We start from the raw sequence: 17,895 nt of genomic DNA on the forward strand, positions 1-17,895 counted from the left end.
CCTTGTCCGGGCAGGGATCTGCCTTCATTCGGTGTCGGCCGGGCGGCCGTACCGTTGGGGAATGCGAACGCCGCTACGCGCTCAACACACTTGGGAGAGTTCGGTCAGCTCATGCCAAGTCCGGTTGTGGTAGACCAGCGGACGCGCGGCGTCATCGCCGATGGCGACAGCCTTCGGCGCATAGTGCGCGTGGGTGGCGTTGACGACGACGAGCGTTGAGGCTCCCGCCTCGAACGTGGCGGCGATGCCGCCGCGGATGCACACCGGGGCCGCCAGGAAGTACGGCTCGCCGGTCGCCAGCCGGGTCCAGGCGCCGGTGTCCGCGAATCGGTCCGCTCCGCTCGTCGCACAAAGACGCGCCAGGTCGACCTGCTCCGCCCCCAGCAGGTGCACGGCCACGGACGACGACTGGAGGATCGTCGGCGTCGCCGATGAGAGGGCCGACACCGAGAACAGCAGGAGAGGTGGCGTCGCGCTCACCGAGATCACCGACGTCGCGGTCAGGGCGACCGGGCCTTGACCGGCATCGGCGGTGACGACCGCGACCCCGCCCGCATGATTGCGGAAGGCCTCGCGGAAACCGTCGGCCGACAACCCCGGCTCCAGCGAGGCGTCGTCGATCAATCCAATGTGGTTCCGTACCTGTTCACGATCAGTGGTTTCGGACATCGGCGGCGTCTCCAGTAAACATCGACGAAACGATGTGTTCATGGAAGCGGAGGTACCGACCCGACCTCTTGCCCGATGTCACCAAATCGCTCGTGAGCGATTGCGCCGACGAACCAACGCCTCGCCGGGGACCGGTTACGTGGTGGGAGCAGGAGAATCCGCGTCCGGACCGATGACGGCCGCGAGCCGCAACGCGGTGCCCAGTTCGAGCTGCCGGGTCCTGATGTCGTGGCCGAGCAGTTCCTCCGCGCGCTTGACGCGGTAAATGACGGTGTTCTTCGCCACGAACAGGGACCGGGCCGCGTCCTGCGGCCGGCAATTGGCCTTCAGGTACGCCCGCAGCGTCTCGCGCAGCACACGCGGAGTCTCTCCGCTTTCTCCGAGCTTTCCGAGCTCGTCCTGCATGAAGCTCAGCGCGTCGGTGTATTCGGCGGTGAGAAGCGCCACCAGGCGCACGTCGTGGAAGCCCACGATCTGTCCGCCCTCGACGGCATCGGCGTTCAACTCGGCCACGCGCGCGGCAGCCTGCGCCTCGGCATGAGTGGTCCTGAACCCCTCCAGGCCGAAGTGTCGCTTCCCCACGGCGACGAGCACATGGGGGAAAGCGGGCATGGCGGACGCGTCCGTGGACCGCTGACGGGTGACAGAGGCCCACGCCCAGACTTCCGTCCGGTCGACCGACATCACCAGTTGTGCCGTCGCCCCCAGATCGCGCAGCATCGACACGGCCACCTCACGGAGTGGAGTGCTGTCTCCGGTCGTGGTCGAGCCCCGCCGGAACACCATGCCGAGATGCGAGGAACCCGCCAGGTCGTACGCGAGCACTCGGGACGCGGTCTCGACGGGGATTTCTTCGCCGGCCAGAATCGACCGCACCATCTGATTTCGCCGCGCATTCGTGCTCGCGAGCCACCGGCGCTCTTCCGCCAGGTAGAAATCGGTGATCGACGCATGGAACGAATTCGCGAACTCGAAGAGGATCGAGAACACGACCGCCAGGTGCTCGGCTTGCTCGTCCGGCGGCACGAGTCGGCGGCACTCACCCAGATATGCTTCCGCGAGCAACTCGTTCCCGGCGCGGAACGCTCGCAGGTTCTGCTCCAGCGGGACGCGACGAGGAATCAGCTCGATCACCGATTGCTCGATTTCGCGGGTTCTCCCCAATGCGACCGGCGTGCCGGACAACACCGCGAGCAGCGTGGTGACCACGAACGACTCGGCGCTGGGCCGCAGCATCTGCACCGCGTGGTCCCGACCGCCCAGGGGCAGAAGGTCGCGCACCTTCTCGCTGATATCAAGCGCGAGCTCGATCGCCCAGGCCAGGGGCCCTTCACCCAACCGGTCAAGGGCCAGTTGCCGTATCTCGGGGGTGCACGCGGGGCCAGGCAGGTCGGTTCGGGTCGATCGCAGTTGCCGGACCCAGTGCCCTTCCACAGTCATCGGCCCGGCACTTCCCCTCGTCAACGTCTCTCTCGACACCATGGGCGACCGGCCACGCGAACGGAGGCAGGCCGGCCCTCCCGGGGCTGAGCAGGGAAGTCACCGCCGCGGCCGTGACGTCGCTCAGGGCCTGAGCAACGATACCCTGCGCGCGCAGAACCCGACCGAGGCGGGCCGTGGCGAGCGGCCTGCTCTCAGGAGATCGGTGGTTGTCCCGACCATGCGGCGTACAGGAGCTGGCCGAGGCCTTCCGCGGTCACCTCGCGGGGGTTGGCATAGGGATTGGCCAGCGCCACCCGGACGATCTCGTCGATGTCGTCCTCGGCCATGCCCAATTCACCCAGGGACCGAGGCGCACCGAGCCGCCCCGCGAGGTTCCACACGGTTGTGGCGGGATCGGCGGGGGTGCCCAGGGCGCGGCCCAGCGCGGCGACCGCCTTGGGTGCCGCGTCCTGGTTGTAGGCGAGGGCGTGCGGAAGTACCACGGTGTGGGTGGCAGCGTGCGGCAGGTCGAGGGAGCCGCCGAGGGCGTGGCAGAGCTTGTGGTGCAGGGACATGGTGGTGGCCCCGAGGCAAGCGCCGCACAGCCAGGCTCCGTACTGGGCGCGGGCACGGGCGTCGAGGTCGGTGCCGTCCGCGGCAACGTCCGGGAGCGCGGTGGCCAGCGCCCGCACGCCTTCCTCTGCCATCAGGTCGATGACGGGCGAGGCGTCCGGTGCCCAGAGAGCCTCGACAGCGTGCGCGATCGCGTTCACGCCGCTGGTCACGGAGACGGCCGTCGGCAGGGGCACAGTGAGCGCGGGGTCGTAGAGCACCGAGACCGGCAGGACGCGTGGATCCCTGCCGGTGCGTTTGACGCCGTTCTCCGTCAGACCCCACACCGGTGTCATCTCGGACCCGGAGTACGTCGTCGGTACGGCGATGACCGGCAGGCCGTACTTCAGGGCGACGATCTTCCCGAGGCCGATCGCCGATCCGCCGCCGACCGCGACGCAGCCGTCCGCGCTCACCTCCTTCGCGCGCCTCTGGGCCTCGGCCGCCGACTCCGTGGGCACGTGCATCCGGGCGTGGGGGTGGATGTCCGCCGCCCGGGACCCGATCAGGCCGGCGACCGTCTCGGCGAGTTCCCGCTGTCCCGGCGTGCACAGCACCATGACCCGCTTCAGCCCAGCCTGGTCGATCTCGTCGGCGAGCCGGTCGAGGGCACCGGTCCCCATCACCACACGCATCGGCAGCGCCTGGTACGCGAAGTCGAGCGGGGTCTTCATCGGGCGTCCTCACCCGTCTCGGGCTCGACGGTGATGTCGAACTCGGCGATGCGGAACGGCGCGGCGACCTGGTACTCGCGCGCCTTGTCCTGGTCGTCGACCCGGGCGAAGTCGACGACCAGGCTGTCCTTGACGGCGAAGACGGCGTCCGAGTCCAGGTAAGGGCCGTCGGCGACGAAGATGTGCGTCGTCAACGGGCGGTGGCCGTCGGCCTCGACGATGAAGTGGATGTGGGCCGGGCGGTACGGGTGACGTCCGGTGGCGTCGAGCAGTACTCCCACCGGGCCGTCGGTCGGGATGGGGTAGTGGCTGGGCACCACGGTGCGGAACCACAGTCGGCCTTCGTCGTCGGTCCTGAAGAGACCGCGTCCGTTGCCCGGCGGCTGGAGGTCGGGCTGCTGCACGTCGTAGAAGCCGTCCTCGGTGCACTGCCAGACATCGACACTCGCCCCGGCCAGTGGGCTGCCGTCCGCCGACCTGACGCGCAGCGACACGACGCAGGGCTGTCCGGTGCGCAGGAGATCGATGGTGTCCCCGCTCTCGCGCTTCGGGGATTCCACCATGTGGAACGGCCCGAGGACAGTGCTCTCCGTTCCGCCGCCCTCTTCGTTCACCGTCTCGACCAGCATGGAGACGCCCAGCACGTCGGAGAGAAGGATGAACTCCTGACGGGTGGGGTCACACTTCTGTCCGACGGTGGTGAGGTAGTCCACGGCGTACTCCCACTCCTGCATCGTGGGACGCAGCTCACGGACGTACCCGTGGAGATGGCGGACCAGCCCTTGGAGTAGTTCACGCAACCGCGGGTCCGGTGTGTCGCGGAAGCTGTCCACGGCCGCGGTGGTGATGGTTTTCACTGCTTCGTCGTTTGCGGACATGACGTACCTCCAGTGCTGGCGTGCGTTCCACGGCGGGGCCGTGGCCGAGGAGACGTTACGGAGCCGCGCTCGGAGGTGACAGCCGCGAAGCGCGAACGGCAGCCGGATCGCGCGACGGGTTCCGCGAGGGCCGTCCCGAGCAACGGAACGCCGTCGTTCACCCTTGTTGATCTGGTGACACGTGGATAAGAATGACGCATGGGCCGCTCCCCTCTGGCGAGCCACGTGCTGTGCCGCGATTCAGGCTTCGAGGACTTCCGCGAACGCCTCAACGACCTGTTCTATCCCGCGGACGTCACCCCGCTGTCGGGCTCCAGAGTGCCCGGTGGTGAACTGCGCGGCACGCGCACCGAGCACATCACCGTCGGCCTGATGACTTTCGGCCAGCGCACGCGGGTCGATCCCGGAAGGACACCGTCGCACTACCACGTCAACGTCGTGCTCCGAGGCGCCATCGAGGCAGCCACCGGACGCCAGGAGATGGTGGCGACCGCCGGCGACGCCATGGTCTTCACACCCACTCAGCAGCACCGCCTGCTGAGCTGCGAAGACGGCGCGACACACCTGGGCATCAAGATCGACCGGAACCTGGTCGAAGCGGAGCTCCAGGCCCTCCTGGGCCGCCCGCTGCAGGCGCCGCTGGAATTCGCCTTCGACTTCGATCTGACGTCCGCGCCCGGCCGCAGTTGGCGCAACACCCTGGACCTTCTGCTGACCGAGTCCGACAGCGCAGACGGGCTCATCGGCCAACGGGCGGTCCAGCCGCACTTCGAACGACTCCTGGTGAGCGGCCTGCTGCTGGCGCAGCAGCACAACTACACGGACGCGCTCCTGCGTCCCCAGTCCCCCGCGTACCCGCGGACGGTACGCAAGGCAGTCGACCTGATCGAGGCCCGCCCCGAGACCCCGTTCACGGTGGGAGACCTTGCCCAGGCGGCAGGCGTCAGCGCCCGCCGCCTTCAGGAGGGATTCAGGGAACACCTCGGAGTGACCCCGATGACGTATCTGCGCAACGTCCGTCTGGACAGGGTCCACGCCGACCTCGGCACGGGCGCCGTCGGGGTCACCCAAGCGGCCCATCAGTGGGGCTTCACCCACCTGAGCCGTTTCTCCGCCGCCTATCGCCGACGCTTCGGTGCGGCGCCCTCCGAGACGCTGGGCAGGGCAGGCGACGCGTCATGAGGACGCAGCGCCGGCGGGCCGACGCAGGGCATCGAGGAGGCGAGGTCAGCGGGGGACAACCCCGTCGGAGGGCGAGATGCCGAGCCGCTCCCCGAGTTCTCGCGCGCTGACGCCGTACGTCTCCCGGATCCGTACACCGTCGGGGCCGACGTCGAAGACGGCGTGGTCGGTGTAGACGCGGCTGACGCAGCCGAGGCCGGTGAGCGGGTAGGTGCACCGCGGTACGAGCTTGGGCTCGCCGGTGCGGGTGAAGAGGGTCATCATCACGTAGACGTCCTTGGCGCCGATGGCGAGGTCCATGGCGCCGCCGACGGCAGGGATGTCGTCAGGCTTGCCCGTGGTCCAGTTGGCGAGGTCGCCGTCGAAGGCGACCTGGTAGGCGCCGAGGACGCAGACGTCGAGGTGCCCACCGCGCATCATCGCGAAGGAGTCGGCGTGGTGGAAGTACGCCGCCCCCGGCAGTTCGGTCACCGGGACCTTGCCGGCGTTGGTCAGGTCGGGGTCGATCGCGTCGCCCTCGGCCTTCGGGCCCATGTTGAGCATGCCGTTCTCGGTGTGCAGCACCACCCCGGAGTCGGCCGGCAGATGGTCGGCGATCTTGGTGGGCTGCCCGATGCCGAGGTTGACGAAGGCACCGGCCGGGATGTCGCGGGCGACGACCGCGGCCAGCTCGTCCATCGAGAGCCGGTGGTCGGCGTGCGTGATGGTCATCGTGCCCCCTGCACGGTGTAGTGACGGGCCGTCACCTGGACGATCCGGTCGACGTAGATGGACGGGGTGACGACCGCCTCCGGATCGAGCTTGCCGGGCTCGACCACCTGGTCGACCTGGACGATGGTCGTCGTCGCGGCCGTGGCCATGACCGGGCCGAAGTTGCGGGCGGTCTTGCGGTAGACGAGGTTGCCCATCGTGTCCGCGACATGCGCGCCGATCAGCGCGTAGTCACCCTTGATCGGGTACTCCAGCAGGTACGTGCGACCGTCGATCTCCCGCACTTCCTTGCCCTCGGCCAGCGGCGTGCCCACCGCGGTCGGGCAGTAGAACGCGCCGATGCCGGCCCCGGCCGCGCGCATCCGCTCGGCGAGGTTGCCCTGCGGAACCACCTCCAGCTCGATCTTCCCGGCGCGGTAGAGGTCGTCGAAGACCCAGGAGTCGGCCTGGCGTGGGAAGGAGCACAGCACCTTGCGCACCCGGCCGGCGGCCAGCAGCGCGGCCAGTCCGACGTCGCCGTTGCCGGCATTGTTGGACACGATCGTCAGGTCCTTCGCGCCCTGCCGGATGAGCGCGTCGATCAGGTCGAACGGCATCCCGGCCAGGCCGAACCCGCCGACCAGGACGGTGGAGCCGTCCTCGATCCCGGCGACCGCCGCGTCGGCGCTGTCCACGATCTCCGCGCGGCTCACCGTGCCACCTCCGTGGCGGCGCAGTTCTCCAGTACGACGGCCAGCCCCTGGCCGACCCCGATGCAGATCGCGGCGACTCCGTAGCGCTGCCGCGTCTCCCGCAGCACCTTGGCCAGCGTGGCGAGGATGCGGCCGCCGGAGGCGCCCAGCGGGTGGCCGATCGCGATGGCGCCGCCCTTCTGGTTGACGAGGGCGGGGTCGATCTTCCAGGCGTCCAGGCAGGCGAGCGACTGCACCGCGAAGGCCTCGTTGAGCTCGACCGCGCCCACCTGGTCCCAGCCGATCCCGGCCCGTGCCAGCGCACGACCCGCGGCCTCGACGGGGGCGTAGCCGAAGGCCTGCGGCTCCAGTGCCATCACGCCACGGCCGGCGATACGGGCGATCGGGTCGGTTCCGATCGTGGCCGCGGCCTTCTCGCTGCCCAGCAGCACCGCCGAGGCGCCGTCGTTGAGCGGGCTGGCGTTGCCCGCGGTGATGGTGCCGCCCTGTTCCGGTGTGCGGAAGACCGGCTTGAGCCCTGCCAGCACCTCCGGTGTGGATGCGGGCCGGATGCCCTCGTCGCGGGTCACGTCGGCGCCTTCGACCGGCACCACCAAGTCGTCGTAGAAGCCCGACTCCCAGGCGGCGTGGGCGAGTTGGTGGGAGCGGGCGGCGAACTCGTCCTGCCGCTCGCGGGAGATGCCGAAGCGTTCCCGGAGCTGCTCGTTGGCCTCGCCGAGGCTGACCGTCCACTCCTTCGGCATCCGCGAGTTGACCAGCCGCCAGCCGAGCGTGGTCGAAACGGCGGTCACGTCGCCGGCCGGGAACGGTTTCGCCGACTTCGGCAACACCCACGGCGCACGCGTCATCGACTCCACACCACCGGTCAGCACCACGTCGGCATCGCCGGACTCGATGGTCCGGCTCGCGATCATCGCGGCGTCGAGGCTGGAGCCGCACAGCCGGTTGACGGTGGTGCCGGGCACGCTCACCGGAAGCCCGGCGAGCAGCGCCGCCATGCGGCCGACGTTGCGGTTGTCCTCGCCGGCACCGTTGGCGTTGCCCCACACGACATCGCCGATCACCGCGGGATCCAGGCCCGGCACTCTGGCGAGGGTCGAGGTGATCGCGGCGGTGGCGAGATCGTCGGGGCGCACCCCGGCCAGCGCACCGTTGAAGCGGCCGAACGGCGTCCGGGTCGCGGCGTAGATGAAAGCACTCATGACAGCGACGCTAGTCGCGGGACGCGATATTCTGAAGTACGCATATCCGCACCAATTGATATGGACGATGTATGGATCTGCGCCATCTCCGGTACTTCGTGACGGTGGCCGAGGAACGCCACTTCGGCCGCGCCGCCGAGCGGCTCCACATGGCCCAGCCACCGCTCTCCCAGCAGATCCGCCAACTGGAGACCGAGCTCGGTGTCGAGCTGCTGCACCGCACCACGCGCCGTGTCGACCTCACCGAGGCCGGCCGGTCCTATCTCGAGCGGGCGCGCGCGATCCTCGCCGACGTCGACGAGGCCGCCCACCACGCGCGGCTCGTCGCGGCCGGCTCGGTGGGCCACCTCGCGATCGGGTGCGTGGGCTCGGCGACGTACAGCCTGCTGCCCACGCTCTCGCGCCGGCTCACCGAGGAACTGCCCGGCGTCGACTTCTCCTTCCGCGGCGAGATGCTGGCACCCGACCAGGTCGAAGCGCTGCGCACCGGCGCGATCGACGTCGCGCTGCTCCGGCCACCGGCGGCCGACCTCTCCCTCACCGTGCACACCCTGCGCCGGGACCGGCTCGTCGTCGCCGTTCCGGTCGACCACCCCCTCGCCCGCCGGAAACGGCTCCGGATCGTGGACCTCACCGGCGCCGACCTGATCGTGCACTCCGCCGACCGCCGGTCGGTGATGTACGACGTCGTACTGGGCCTGTTGCGCGACGCCGGCGTCGAACCGCACATCCGGCACGAGGTCGGCGAGACCTCGACGCTGGTCACCCTGGTGGCCGGCGGTCTCGGCCTCGCGGTCGTACCCGAACCCGTCACCGCGCTGACGCTCGACGGCGTCGCCTACCTGCCCCTGGCCGGAGCCGACGCACGTGTGGAACTGGCCGTCGCCCACCGCGCCGACCGAGCCGAACCGCACCTGGCCCGGACCGTGGCCATCATCCGAGCGACACTGTGAGCTGCCGACGACACGGCCCGTCAGTGTCAGGCGACGATCTTGGCGACGGAATCGCTTCCCTGATCCGCGATCGTCAGCGGTGACGTCCGTGGGAGGCGCCACGCACAACTGCGGGGACGCGCCGAAGACCGCGACCTGAGCCGCCTGAGCGGCCGAGCAGCGACACCGCTTGAGTGGCCCCGTCACGGTCAACGGACATGTCCGCTAGACGAACAAGTCACTACTCAGCGGCGGCCTTGACGCGCAGGGTTCCGGATCGAGGGCCTGGTGGCACCGACCGAACCCGGGCAGCGCCAGGAGATGCGCCGACTGAGGAGGCACGAGTCATGGCTGGGAGACTGACAGGCAAGGTGGCCGTCGTGACCGGGGGCAGTTCCGGTATCGGGCAGGAGATCGCCCGCAGGCTGGCGGCCGACGGAGCGGACGTCGCGGTCGCGGACGTCCTGCCCGCCGAAGAGACACGGGAACTCGTCACGAACACCGGGCGGCGTTTCTTCAGCGACAAGGTCGACATCTCGGACGAGGAAGCGATCCAAGGGTTTGCCGGGCGGGTCCGCAGCGAACTCGGTGCCGTCGACATCCTGGTGAACAACGCGGCCGTTGTTCTGCTGAGCGACGTCGACCACGTCACCTACGACGAGTGGCGTCGCACGTTCGCCGTCAATGTGGACGGCGCCTTCCTGACCTCCAAGGCATTCCTTCCAGACCTCAAGGAGTCCGGGTCGGGACGGATCATCAACATCTCCTCCTCGAGCTACTGGACTCCGCCGCCTGTCGCCGTCTCCTACGTCTCGGCCAAGGGCGCGCTGAACGGACTGACATCTGTCCTGGCCACCAACCTGGCCGCTCACAACATCACCGTCAACGGCGTCGCGCCGAGTCTGGTCCGCACGGCCGTGACCGTGGCCACGATGAGCGAGGAGTTCTTCGCGCAGGTCGAGCAGATCCAGGACATCAGGCGCGTGCAGATGCCGGCCGATGTCGCGGCCGTCGTGGCGTTCCTCGCCTCCGACGACGCCGGGTTCATCACAGGGCAGATCATCGCCGCGGACGGCGGAGCCACGCGCCGATGAGCTGAAGTCGTTTCGACGTCAGACCCGGTGCCGGGCGTCGAAGTGGGACGAGTGGGCGGTGAGCTTGCCCAGCAGGTCGACGAGCGTGCGCTGCTCCTCCTCGCTGAGCGAGCCCGCCCATTCCTGTTCGCGCTCGTTGTGGGCCCGGAACGCGGTGGTGATCGCCTCCAGCCCGGCCTCGGTCAGGGACAACTGGACCGCGCGCCCGTCGTACGCGGCACGTTCCTTGCTGACCAGGCCGTCTCTCTCCAGGGTGTTCACCAGCGCCGAGACGGCCGCCCGGCTCATGCCGGACAGTTCCGCGACCTTCTTCGACTCGACCGGGCCCGACAGCCAGATGGCGAACAGCACCCGGAAGCCGGGCCACGACCAGCCGCGCGGCCGGTGCACGGTCGACTCCAGGTCGTAGACGAGCATGTTGGCCGCCCTGTGCAGGGTGAGCACGAGCCGCATCGCGAGCGGGTCGATGCCGGGCAACTCCCGGGCGGCCCGATCGACGGCGTGGTCGATGAAGGACCAGAAGTGCAGATGCTCGGCGTCCGACTGTTCCTCATTCACATCGCGAGTGTAGGCCGAACGCTCCGGCGGGCCGTCGGCCCCCGGTAGCCCGGAGTCGATCGCGCAATCTTCGTTCCCGGGGGTTCCCAAGCACCCGAGTCCAGAGTACCGTCCAACTAATCAAAGCTTTGATTACATGCTTTGATCCGCATATGAAACACTCTGCCCCCTCCAGGATCGAGGGCATCCGCCCGCTGCCCGGCCGGCTCTCATGGAGTTCCCCATGCCCGAAGCACTCGCCCCGCCCAGCCCCGGCGCTCTGCGCGCCTGCATGTCACGGTTCGCGACCGGCGTCACCGTCGTGACGTACCAAGGCGACGACGGCCCCCGCGGCGCGACGATGAACTCGTTCACGTCCGTCTCTGCCGATCCCCCGCTGGTGCTCATCAGCGTCGCCAAGCGCGCCCGCTGCCACGACCAACTGCTCGACCAGCCGTTCTGCGTGAACATCCTCGGCGCCGAACAGGAGCCGCTGGCGCGGCAGTTCGCGGGGGCGCGGGACGCGGCCGAGCCTCGTTGGGTGGAGGGCGCCCGCGTCCCCCGGCTCGCGCATCCCCTCGCCTGGACCGAATGCGACCCGTGGCGCTCGTACGACGGCGGTGACCACACCCTCGTCGTCGGCAGGGTCACCGACCTCGGCCACCGCGACGGCGACGCCCTTACCTACGCCTGGAGCCGCTTCGGCACGGCGGCCGAGGCCACCGACGGCATCGAACACCTCATCTGACCAGCCACATCCCCCGGCCCCAGCACTTCTCAGGAGCACGAACATGGCCGCACGCACCGGCAAGGAATACCTCGAGCGCCTCGCCGCCTCCCGCCCCACCGTCCACATCCAGGGCGAGACTGTCACCAGCGGGATCCAGGACCACCCGGCCTTCCGCAACGTGGTGCGCACCTACGCGGAGTTGTACGACCTCCAGCACTCCGCCGAGCACAAGGACACCCTCACCTACACCTCCCCGACCTCCGGCGAGCCGGTCGGCACGTCCTTCCTCACCCCGAAGACCCCGGAGGACCTGGTCAAGCGCCGCAAGGCGGTCAAAGTCTGGGCCGACCACAGCAACGGCATGCTCGGCCGCACCGGCGACTACATGAACAGCTCACTGATGGCGCTCGCCTCGGCCGCCGACTGGTTCGCCCAGGCGAATCCGGCCTTCGGCGAGAACATCCGCCGCTACTACGAGAAGGTCCGCGAAGAGGACCTGCTGTGCACACATACGCTGATCCCACCGCAGGTCAACCGGTCCGTGGCCGGCACCCAGCAGGCCGGCGGCAAGCTGGCCGCGCGCATCGTGAAGGAGGACGACAACGGCGTCGTGATCCACGGCGCGCGCATGCTCGCCACCATCGCGCCGTTCGCGGACGAGATGCTCGTCTTCCCCTCGACCGTGCTGCGCGGTACCCCCGAGGACAAGCCGTACTCGTACGCCTTCGCGATCCCCAACGACACCCCGGGCCTGCGCTACATCGCCCGCGAGCCGCTCGACTACGACCGCTCGCGCCATGACCACCCCCTCGGCTCCCGTTTCGAGGAGTCCGACTGCGTGGTCGTCTTCGACAACGTGCACGTGCCTTACGAGCGCTGCTTCGCGCTCGGCGACGCCGAGCTGTGCAACGGCTTCTACTCGCAGACCGGTTCCGTGGTGCACATGACCCACCAGGTGGTCACCCGCACCACCGCCAAGACCGAGTACATCCTCGGCCTGGTGACACTGCTGACCGAGGCGATCGGCATCGAGCAGTTCCAGCACGTCCAGGAGGACATCGCCGAGATCATCGCCACGCTGGAGATGCTCAGGGCCTTCCTGCGCGCGGCCGAGGCCGACGCCCAGGTCAACGAGTACGGCGTACTCACCCCCGCCTTCGCCCCGCTCAACGCCGCCCGCAACCTCTACCCCAAGCTCTACCAGCGGTTCCCGCAGATCCTGCGCAAGCTCGGCGCCTCCGGCCTCATGGCCACCCCGACCGAACTCGACATCACCGGCCCGGCCGCCGAGGACATCGAGGCATACCTGCAGTCCGCCACCCTGACCGGCCCCGAGCGCGTCAAGCTGTTCCGGCTGGTCTGGGACACCTGCATCTCCGCCTTCTCCAGCCGCCAGGCGCTGTACGAGTACTACTTCTTCGGCGACCCGGTCCGGATGGCGGGTGCGTACGTGAAGTCCTACGACCGGGAGCCCTACAAGGCCAAGGTGCAGGCCTTCCTGGAGCGTTCCTGATGACGCACCCGCTCGGGAACCCGCCGACGAAGATCATCGCGGTCCATCTCAACTATCCCAGCCGCGCGAAGGAACGGGGCCGAGTCCCCTCCCATCCGTCGTACTTCCTCAAGCCGCCGTCCTCGCTCGCGGGGACGAGGGAGCCGATCGTACGGCCGTCGGGCTGCGAACTCCTCGGCTTCGAGGGGGAGATCGCGCTCGTCATCGGCTCGCGCGCGCAGCGTGTGGCGCCGGAGGACGGCTGGCGTCACGTCCGCTGGGTGACGGCCGCGAACGACGCGGGCGTGTACGACCTGCGGTACGCGGACCGAGGCTCCAACCTCCGTTCCAAGGGTGCCGACGGCTTCACCCCCATCGGGCCGCGTCTGCTGGATGCCCACCAGGTGGACCCGGCCGGGCTGCGGCTGCGGACCTGGGTCAACGGCGAGCTGGTCCAGGACGACACCACGGACACCCTCCTGTTCCCCTTCGGGCAACTGGTCGCCGACCTGTCCCGGCTGGTCACGCTGGAGCCGGGGGACGTGATCCTCACCGGCACTCCGACGGGGGCCTCGGTCGTCCAGCCCGGTGACCTGGTCGAGATCGAGGTCACCGCCGGGGAGCTGTCCACCGGGCGGCTGCGCAACCCGATCGCCGAGGGCGACCCGCTCGCTCCGTACGGGGCCATGCCCAAGGCCGACCCGGCCGAACGGGAGGCCGCCTACGGAGTCGCCCACGAGCCGGAACCGCTGCTCGACCCGCTGCTCGCGGAGGGACTGCGCTCGGTCGCCGTGGCAACACTCAGCGCCCAGCTGCGCTCGCGCGGTCTGCCGCACATGTCGATCGACGGCGTACGACCCGTGGCCGGTGGGGGCATGGTGGGCGTCGCCCACACCCTGCGCTATCTGCCCCTGCGCGAGGATCTGTTCAAGCGGTACGGCACTGGCATGAACGCCCAGAAGCGGGCCATCGAGGAACTGCGCCCCGGACACGTCCTGGTGATGGACGCCCGGCGAGACCCGACTGCCGGCACTCTCGGCGACATCCTCGCCCTGCGTGCACAGCGCCGGGGCGCGGCCGGGGTCGTCACCGACGGCGCCGTACGCGACAGCACCGCCATCGCCGACCTCGGTCTGCCCGTCTACGCGGCAGGCGCCCACCCCTCCGTGCTCGGCCGCCGGCACGTTCCCTGGGACAGCGGAGTGCCCATCGCCTGCGGCGGGGCGCTGGTACAGCCCGGGGACCTGATCGTCGGCGACGCCGACGGCGTGATCGTCGTACCGCCCGACCTCGCCGAGGAACTGATCGCCGACTGCCGCGAACAGGAACGGCAGGAGCGCTTCATCGCCGGGCAGGTCGCCGCGGGCGAGAGCGTCGACGGCCTGTATCCGCTGGGCCCTGCCTGGCGGGACGCCTACGAGAACTGGTCCAAGGGAGAAACACAGTGAAGTTCCGCAGCGACCCGTCGGCGATCCGCGGGTCCATCGCCCCCGTCGTCACGCCGTTCACCGCGGCCGGCGCCCCCGACCACGACAGCCTGCGCGGCCTGATCCGCTTCCAGCTGGAGTCCGGCTCGCACGGCATCTCGCTCGGCGGCTCGACCGGCGAACCGAGCGCGCAGAGCGTCGCCGAGCGCGTCGCCGCGATGCGCACGGCGGTCGAGGAGATCGGCGACCGGGTGCCGTTCCTGCCCGGCACCGGCTCCCACAAGCTCGACGAGACCCTCGAACTCACCGCCGCCGCACAGGAATTGGGCGCCGACGCGGCACTGGTCATCACGCCGTACTACGCACGGCCCACCCAGGAGGCGCTCTACCAGTGGTATGCGAGGGTGGCCCGGGAGTTCCCGGAACTGCCGATCGTGGCCTACAACGTGCCCTCCCGCACCGCCGTCGACATCGCACCGGAGACGGTGCAGCGCCTGTTCACCGACTTCGAGAACTTCGTCGGGGTGAAGGAGACGACGAAGGACTTCGAGCACTTCTCCCGTGTGCTGCACGCGTGCGGGCGGTCGCTGCTGGTGTGGTCGGGTATCGAACTGCTCTGCCTGCCGCTGATGGCACTGGGCGGGGCGGGCTTCGTGTCGGCCGTCGCCAACCTCGCTCCCGGCGCGGTGGCGCGGATGTACGAGCTGTGGGAGGCCGGAGAGTTCGACGCGGCCCGTGATCTGCACTACCGGCTGCACCCGCTCGTCGACCTGCTGTTCGTCGAGACCAACCCGGCGCCCGCCAAGTGGGTCCTGGCCCAGCAGGGGCGTATCGCCTCCGACTTCGTCCGGCCGCCGTTGACCGGCCCGACCGACGCGGGCCTCACAAAGATCCGCGCGCTGCTCGCGGAGGGCGGCGACCTCACCGCACAGATCGGAACAGCCAAGTGATCCCCGAGAGCCTTCCCTCGACCATCCGCCACTGGATCGGCGGTGAACTCACGGACGCCGCCGACGGCCGTACGTTCGACGTCTGTGACCCGGCCTCCAACACGGTCTACACCCAGGCGGCACGCGGTACGGCGGCCGACGTCGACCGTGGCGTGGTGGCGGCCCGCGCCGCGTTCCCCAAGTGGGCCGGCCTGTCCAACCGGGCGCGCGCGAACGTCCTGTACCGCATCGCCGACGCCGTCGAGGCCCGCCACGACCAGCTGGCCGCCTTCGAGTCGTACGACTCCGGACTGCCCATCACCCAGGCGAGAGGCCAGGCCCGCCGCGCGGCAGAGAACTTCCGCTACTTCGCCGACGTCATCGTCGCGCTCGGCGAGGAGGCCTTCCGGCAGGGCGAGGAGCAGTTCTCCTACGTCGTCCGGCAGCCGGTCGGGGTCGCGGGGCTGATCACGCCCTGGAACACCCCTTTCATGCTGGAGAGCTGGAAGCTGGCGCCCGCCCTGGCCGCCGGCTGCACGCTCATCCTCAAGCCCGCCGAGTGGACCCCGCTCTCCGCCTCGCTGTGGCCGGAGATCTTCGCCGAGGCCGGGGTGCCCGCTGGCGTGGTCAACATCGTGCACGGCATCGGGGAGGAGGCGGGGCAGTCCCTCGTCGATCACCCGGACGTGCCGCTGATCTCGTTCACCGGCTCCACCGACACCGGCCGCCACATCATCCGCTCCTCCGCCGAGCACCTGAAGACCACGTCGATGGAGCTGGGCGGCAAGTCCCCCGTCGTCGTCTTCGCCGACGCCGACCTCGAAGCGGCGCTGGACTCGGTCGTGTTCGGCGTGTTCTCCCTCAACGGCGAGCGCTGCACGGCCGGTTCACGTGTCCTCGTGGAGCGGCCGCTGTACGAGGAGTTCACCCGGCGCCTGGCGCAGCGGGCCGTGAACGTCCGTGTCGGGCTGCCTTCGGACCCTGCCACCGAGGTGGGCGCGCTGGTCCACCCCGAGCACTACGAGCGCGTCCTGAACTACGTCGAGATCGGCAGGAAGGAGGCCCGGCTGGTCGCGGGCGGCGACCGCCCCGACCACCTGCCCGACGGCAACTACCTCCAGCCGACCGTCTTCGCCGACGTCGAGCGGGACGCCCGGATCTTCCAGGAGGAGATCTTCGGCCCCGTCGTGGCCGTCGCCCCCTTCGACGACGAGGCCGAGGCGGTCGAGCTCGCCAACGCGACGCAGTTCGGGCTGGCCGCCTACATCTGGACCTCGAACCTCAAGCGCGGCCACCGCATCGCCCACGCCGTCGAATCCGGCATGATCTGGATCAACTCCCACAACGTCCGCGACCTTCGCACCCCCTTTGGCGGGGTCAAGGCGTCGGGCGTCGGCCGTGAGGGCGGCGCCCACTCCATCGACTTCTACACCGAGTCGAAGATCGTCCACGTCGCCCTCGGTGATGTGCACACCCCACGCTTCGGAGCCACCTCATGAGTACGCCCCCGCACCCCGACGCGCCCAACGTCATCCGCTCCGCCTACGCCCAGCTCGCCGTGACCGACCTCGGTGCCGCCCGCTGGTTCTGGGTCGACATGCTCGGCTTCCACGTCCAGTACGAGGACACCGGCTCCCTCTACCTGCGCGGCACCGACGAACTCACCCACCACTCCCTGGTGCTGCGCAAGGGCGACCTCGCGGCCCTCGACCACATCTCCTACCGCGTACGCACCCCCGAGGACGTCGACAAGGCGGAGAAGTTCTTCCGTCACCTCGGCCGCCCGGTCAAGCGGTTGAAGAAGGGCGAGGGCACCGTCGGTGTCGGGGACGCCGTGCGTGTCGTGGACCCGCTCGGCTTCCCGGTCGAGTTCTTCCACGAGATCGAGCGCGGTGAGCGCCTCATCCAGCGCTACGACCTCCACCGCGGCGCGCACATCGCCCGCCTGGACCACTTCAACATCTGCACCCCCGACATCCCTGCCGCGTACGCGCACTACAGGTCCCTGGGCTTCGGCTGCTCGGAGACGATCGAGGGCGACGAGCACGAGCTGTACGCGGCGTGGATGTACCGCAAGCAGACCGTCCACGACGTCGCCTTCACGGGCGGCGCCGGACCCCGCCTGCACCACCTCGGAGTGGCCACCCACGAGTCCCACCAGGTGCTGCGCACCGCCGACATCTTCGGCGCACTGCACGAGGAGAAGTACATCGAGCGAGGGCCCGGCCGGCACGGCGTCTCCAACGCCTTCTACGTCTACCTGCGTGACCCGGACGGCCACCGGGTGGAGATCTACACCTCCGACTACTACACCGGCGACCCCGACCACGAGACGTACCGGTGGAGCGTGCACGACGACCGGCGCCGCGACTTCTGGGGCAACGCCGTGATCGAGTCCTGGTACAAGGAGGCCACTCCGGTCCTCGACCTCGACGGCAGCCCGCAGACCGTCTCCGACGGCCTGCTCGACGAGTCCGCCGTCCAGGTGGGCGCCGACGGCCTCGGCTGACCCGTCCTTCCTCCCGACCGACCCGCCCCGGCAGACCATGAGTCGCCGGGGCGGGTTGCCTGCCGCCGCGGCCTCGCTCCGTCCAAGGGCACCCCTGAGCGCACACGCGGACGCGCCCCCCGGGCGGTGGGCCCGGGCGGGGGCGCCCGGGGTGGGTCGGGGCGGAGGTGTCTGTAGCCGCGCGGCGCACGGATGGGCCTAGG

At 69.7% G+C, this 17,895-nt stretch carries 17 protein-coding genes; 9 read left to right on the plus strand and 8 right to left on the minus strand.

All coding sequences use genetic code 11. The features are described 5' to 3' along the window. Positions 1 to 81: 81 nt before the first annotated feature. From ABZ453_RS45895 to ABZ453_RS45910, 4 genes are all read right to left on the minus strand, one after another. Entirely contained in the window at positions 82 to 711 is a 630-nt protein-coding gene (locus ABZ453_RS45895) for a flavin reductase family protein (protein WP_359025250.1), read from the minus strand. Between the two features lie 93 nt (positions 712 to 804). Beyond that, a complete protein-coding gene (locus ABZ453_RS45900) occupies positions 805 to 2,109 on the minus strand; it encodes a helix-turn-helix domain-containing protein (protein WP_359025252.1) in 1,305 nt (434 codons plus the stop codon). A gap of 194 nt (positions 2,110 to 2,303) precedes the next feature. Beyond that, the gene (locus ABZ453_RS45905) at positions 2,304 to 3,377 is read right to left on the minus strand and encodes a maleylacetate reductase (RefSeq protein WP_359025254.1); all 1,074 of its coding nucleotides are present in this window, start codon (positions 3,375 to 3,377) and stop codon (positions 2,304 to 2,306) included. Beyond that, positions 3,374 to 4,255, minus strand: a complete 882-nt coding sequence (locus tag ABZ453_RS45910) for a dioxygenase (protein WP_359025256.1) — start codon at positions 4,253 to 4,255, stop codon at positions 3,374 to 3,376. Before ABZ453_RS45910 ends, ABZ453_RS45905 begins: the two co-directional genes overlap by 4 nt. A gap of 198 nt (positions 4,256 to 4,453) precedes the next feature. On the opposite strand from ABZ453_RS45910, the gene ABZ453_RS45915 reads away from it, so the two are divergent. Next, positions 4,454 to 5,437 (plus strand): AraC family transcriptional regulator, encoded by a 984-nt coding sequence (locus ABZ453_RS45915; RefSeq protein ID WP_359025258.1) that lies wholly within the window; start codon positions 4,454 to 4,456, stop codon positions 5,435 to 5,437. A gap of 45 nt (positions 5,438 to 5,482) precedes the next feature. Here ABZ453_RS45915 and ABZ453_RS45920 read toward each other — a convergent pair whose 3' ends face one another. Genes ABZ453_RS45920 through ABZ453_RS45930 form a run of 3 tightly spaced genes read right to left on the minus strand, consistent with a single transcriptional unit; the run spans position 5,483 to position 8,042 of the window. Then, positions 5,483 to 6,148: a 3-oxoacid CoA-transferase subunit B gene (locus tag ABZ453_RS45920; protein WP_359025260.1), complete on the minus strand. Its 666-nt coding sequence runs from the start codon at positions 6,146 to 6,148 to the stop codon at positions 5,483 to 5,485. Beyond that, positions 6,145 to 6,840, minus strand: coding sequence for a 3-oxoacid CoA-transferase subunit A (locus tag ABZ453_RS45925; RefSeq protein WP_359025262.1), 696 nt, complete (start codon positions 6,838 to 6,840; stop codon positions 6,145 to 6,147). Before ABZ453_RS45925 ends, ABZ453_RS45920 begins: the two co-directional genes overlap by 4 nt. Next, positions 6,837 to 8,042, minus strand: coding sequence for a thiolase family protein (locus tag ABZ453_RS45930; protein ID WP_359025264.1), 1,206 nt, complete (start codon positions 8,040 to 8,042; stop codon positions 6,837 to 6,839). The genes ABZ453_RS45925 and ABZ453_RS45930 overlap by 4 nt, the downstream gene beginning before the upstream one ends. A 71-nt stretch (positions 8,043 to 8,113) precedes the next feature. On the opposite strand from ABZ453_RS45930, the gene ABZ453_RS45935 reads away from it, so the two are divergent. After that, entirely contained in the window at positions 8,114 to 8,995 is an 882-nt protein-coding gene (locus ABZ453_RS45935; RefSeq protein ID WP_359025266.1) for a LysR substrate-binding domain-containing protein, read from the plus strand. A gap of 326 nt (positions 8,996 to 9,321) precedes the next feature. After that, complete coding sequence (locus ABZ453_RS45940) at positions 9,322 to 10,068, plus strand: SDR family oxidoreductase (protein ID WP_359025268.1); 747 nt, start codon at positions 9,322 to 9,324, stop codon at positions 10,066 to 10,068. An 18-nt stretch (positions 10,069 to 10,086) separates the two neighbouring features. Here the strand turns inward: ABZ453_RS45940 and ABZ453_RS45945 are convergent, their stop codons facing one another. Further along, positions 10,087 to 10,626, minus strand: a complete 540-nt coding sequence (locus ABZ453_RS45945) for a MarR family transcriptional regulator (protein ID WP_359025269.1) — start codon at positions 10,624 to 10,626, stop codon at positions 10,087 to 10,089. A 223-nt stretch (positions 10,627 to 10,849) separates the two neighbouring features. On the opposite strand from ABZ453_RS45945, the gene ABZ453_RS45950 reads away from it, so the two are divergent. Genes ABZ453_RS45950 through hpaD form a run of 6 tightly spaced genes read left to right on the plus strand, consistent with a single transcriptional unit; the run spans position 10,850 to position 17,692 of the window. Continuing rightward, a complete protein-coding gene (locus ABZ453_RS45950; RefSeq protein WP_359025271.1) occupies positions 10,850 to 11,353 on the plus strand; it encodes a flavin reductase family protein in 504 nt (167 codons plus the stop codon). A gap of 43 nt (positions 11,354 to 11,396) precedes the next feature. Then, on the plus strand, positions 11,397 to 12,848 hold the full coding sequence (gene hpaB / locus ABZ453_RS45955) for a 4-hydroxyphenylacetate 3-monooxygenase, oxygenase component (protein ID WP_359025273.1): 1,452 nt from the start codon (positions 11,397 to 11,399) through the stop codon (positions 12,846 to 12,848). Beyond that, the gene (locus tag ABZ453_RS45960) at positions 12,848 to 14,275 is read left to right on the plus strand and encodes a fumarylacetoacetate hydrolase family protein (RefSeq protein WP_359025275.1); all 1,428 of its coding nucleotides are present in this window, start codon (positions 12,848 to 12,850) and stop codon (positions 14,273 to 14,275) included. The genes hpaB and ABZ453_RS45960 overlap by 1 nt, the downstream gene beginning before the upstream one ends. Beyond that, positions 14,272 to 15,204: a 4-hydroxy-tetrahydrodipicolinate synthase gene (gene dapA, locus ABZ453_RS45965; protein WP_359025277.1), complete on the plus strand. Its 933-nt coding sequence runs from the start codon at positions 14,272 to 14,274 to the stop codon at positions 15,202 to 15,204. Before ABZ453_RS45960 ends, dapA begins: the two co-directional genes overlap by 4 nt. Next, complete coding sequence (gene hpaE, locus ABZ453_RS45970; protein WP_359025279.1) at positions 15,201 to 16,682, plus strand: 5-carboxymethyl-2-hydroxymuconate semialdehyde dehydrogenase; 1,482 nt, start codon at positions 15,201 to 15,203, stop codon at positions 16,680 to 16,682. The genes dapA and hpaE overlap by 4 nt, the downstream gene beginning before the upstream one ends. Next, positions 16,679 to 17,692: a 3,4-dihydroxyphenylacetate 2,3-dioxygenase gene (gene hpaD / locus ABZ453_RS45975; protein ID WP_359025281.1), complete on the plus strand. Its 1,014-nt coding sequence runs from the start codon at positions 16,679 to 16,681 to the stop codon at positions 17,690 to 17,692. The genes hpaE and hpaD overlap by 4 nt, the downstream gene beginning before the upstream one ends. Positions 17,693 to 17,895: the final 203 nt, after the last annotated feature.

The sequence above is a fragment of the Streptomyces sp. NPDC005799 genome (genome assembly GCF_040630525.1).
Lineage (GTDB): Bacteria > Actinomycetota > Actinomycetes > Streptomycetales > Streptomycetaceae > Streptomyces > Streptomyces griseorubiginosus_B.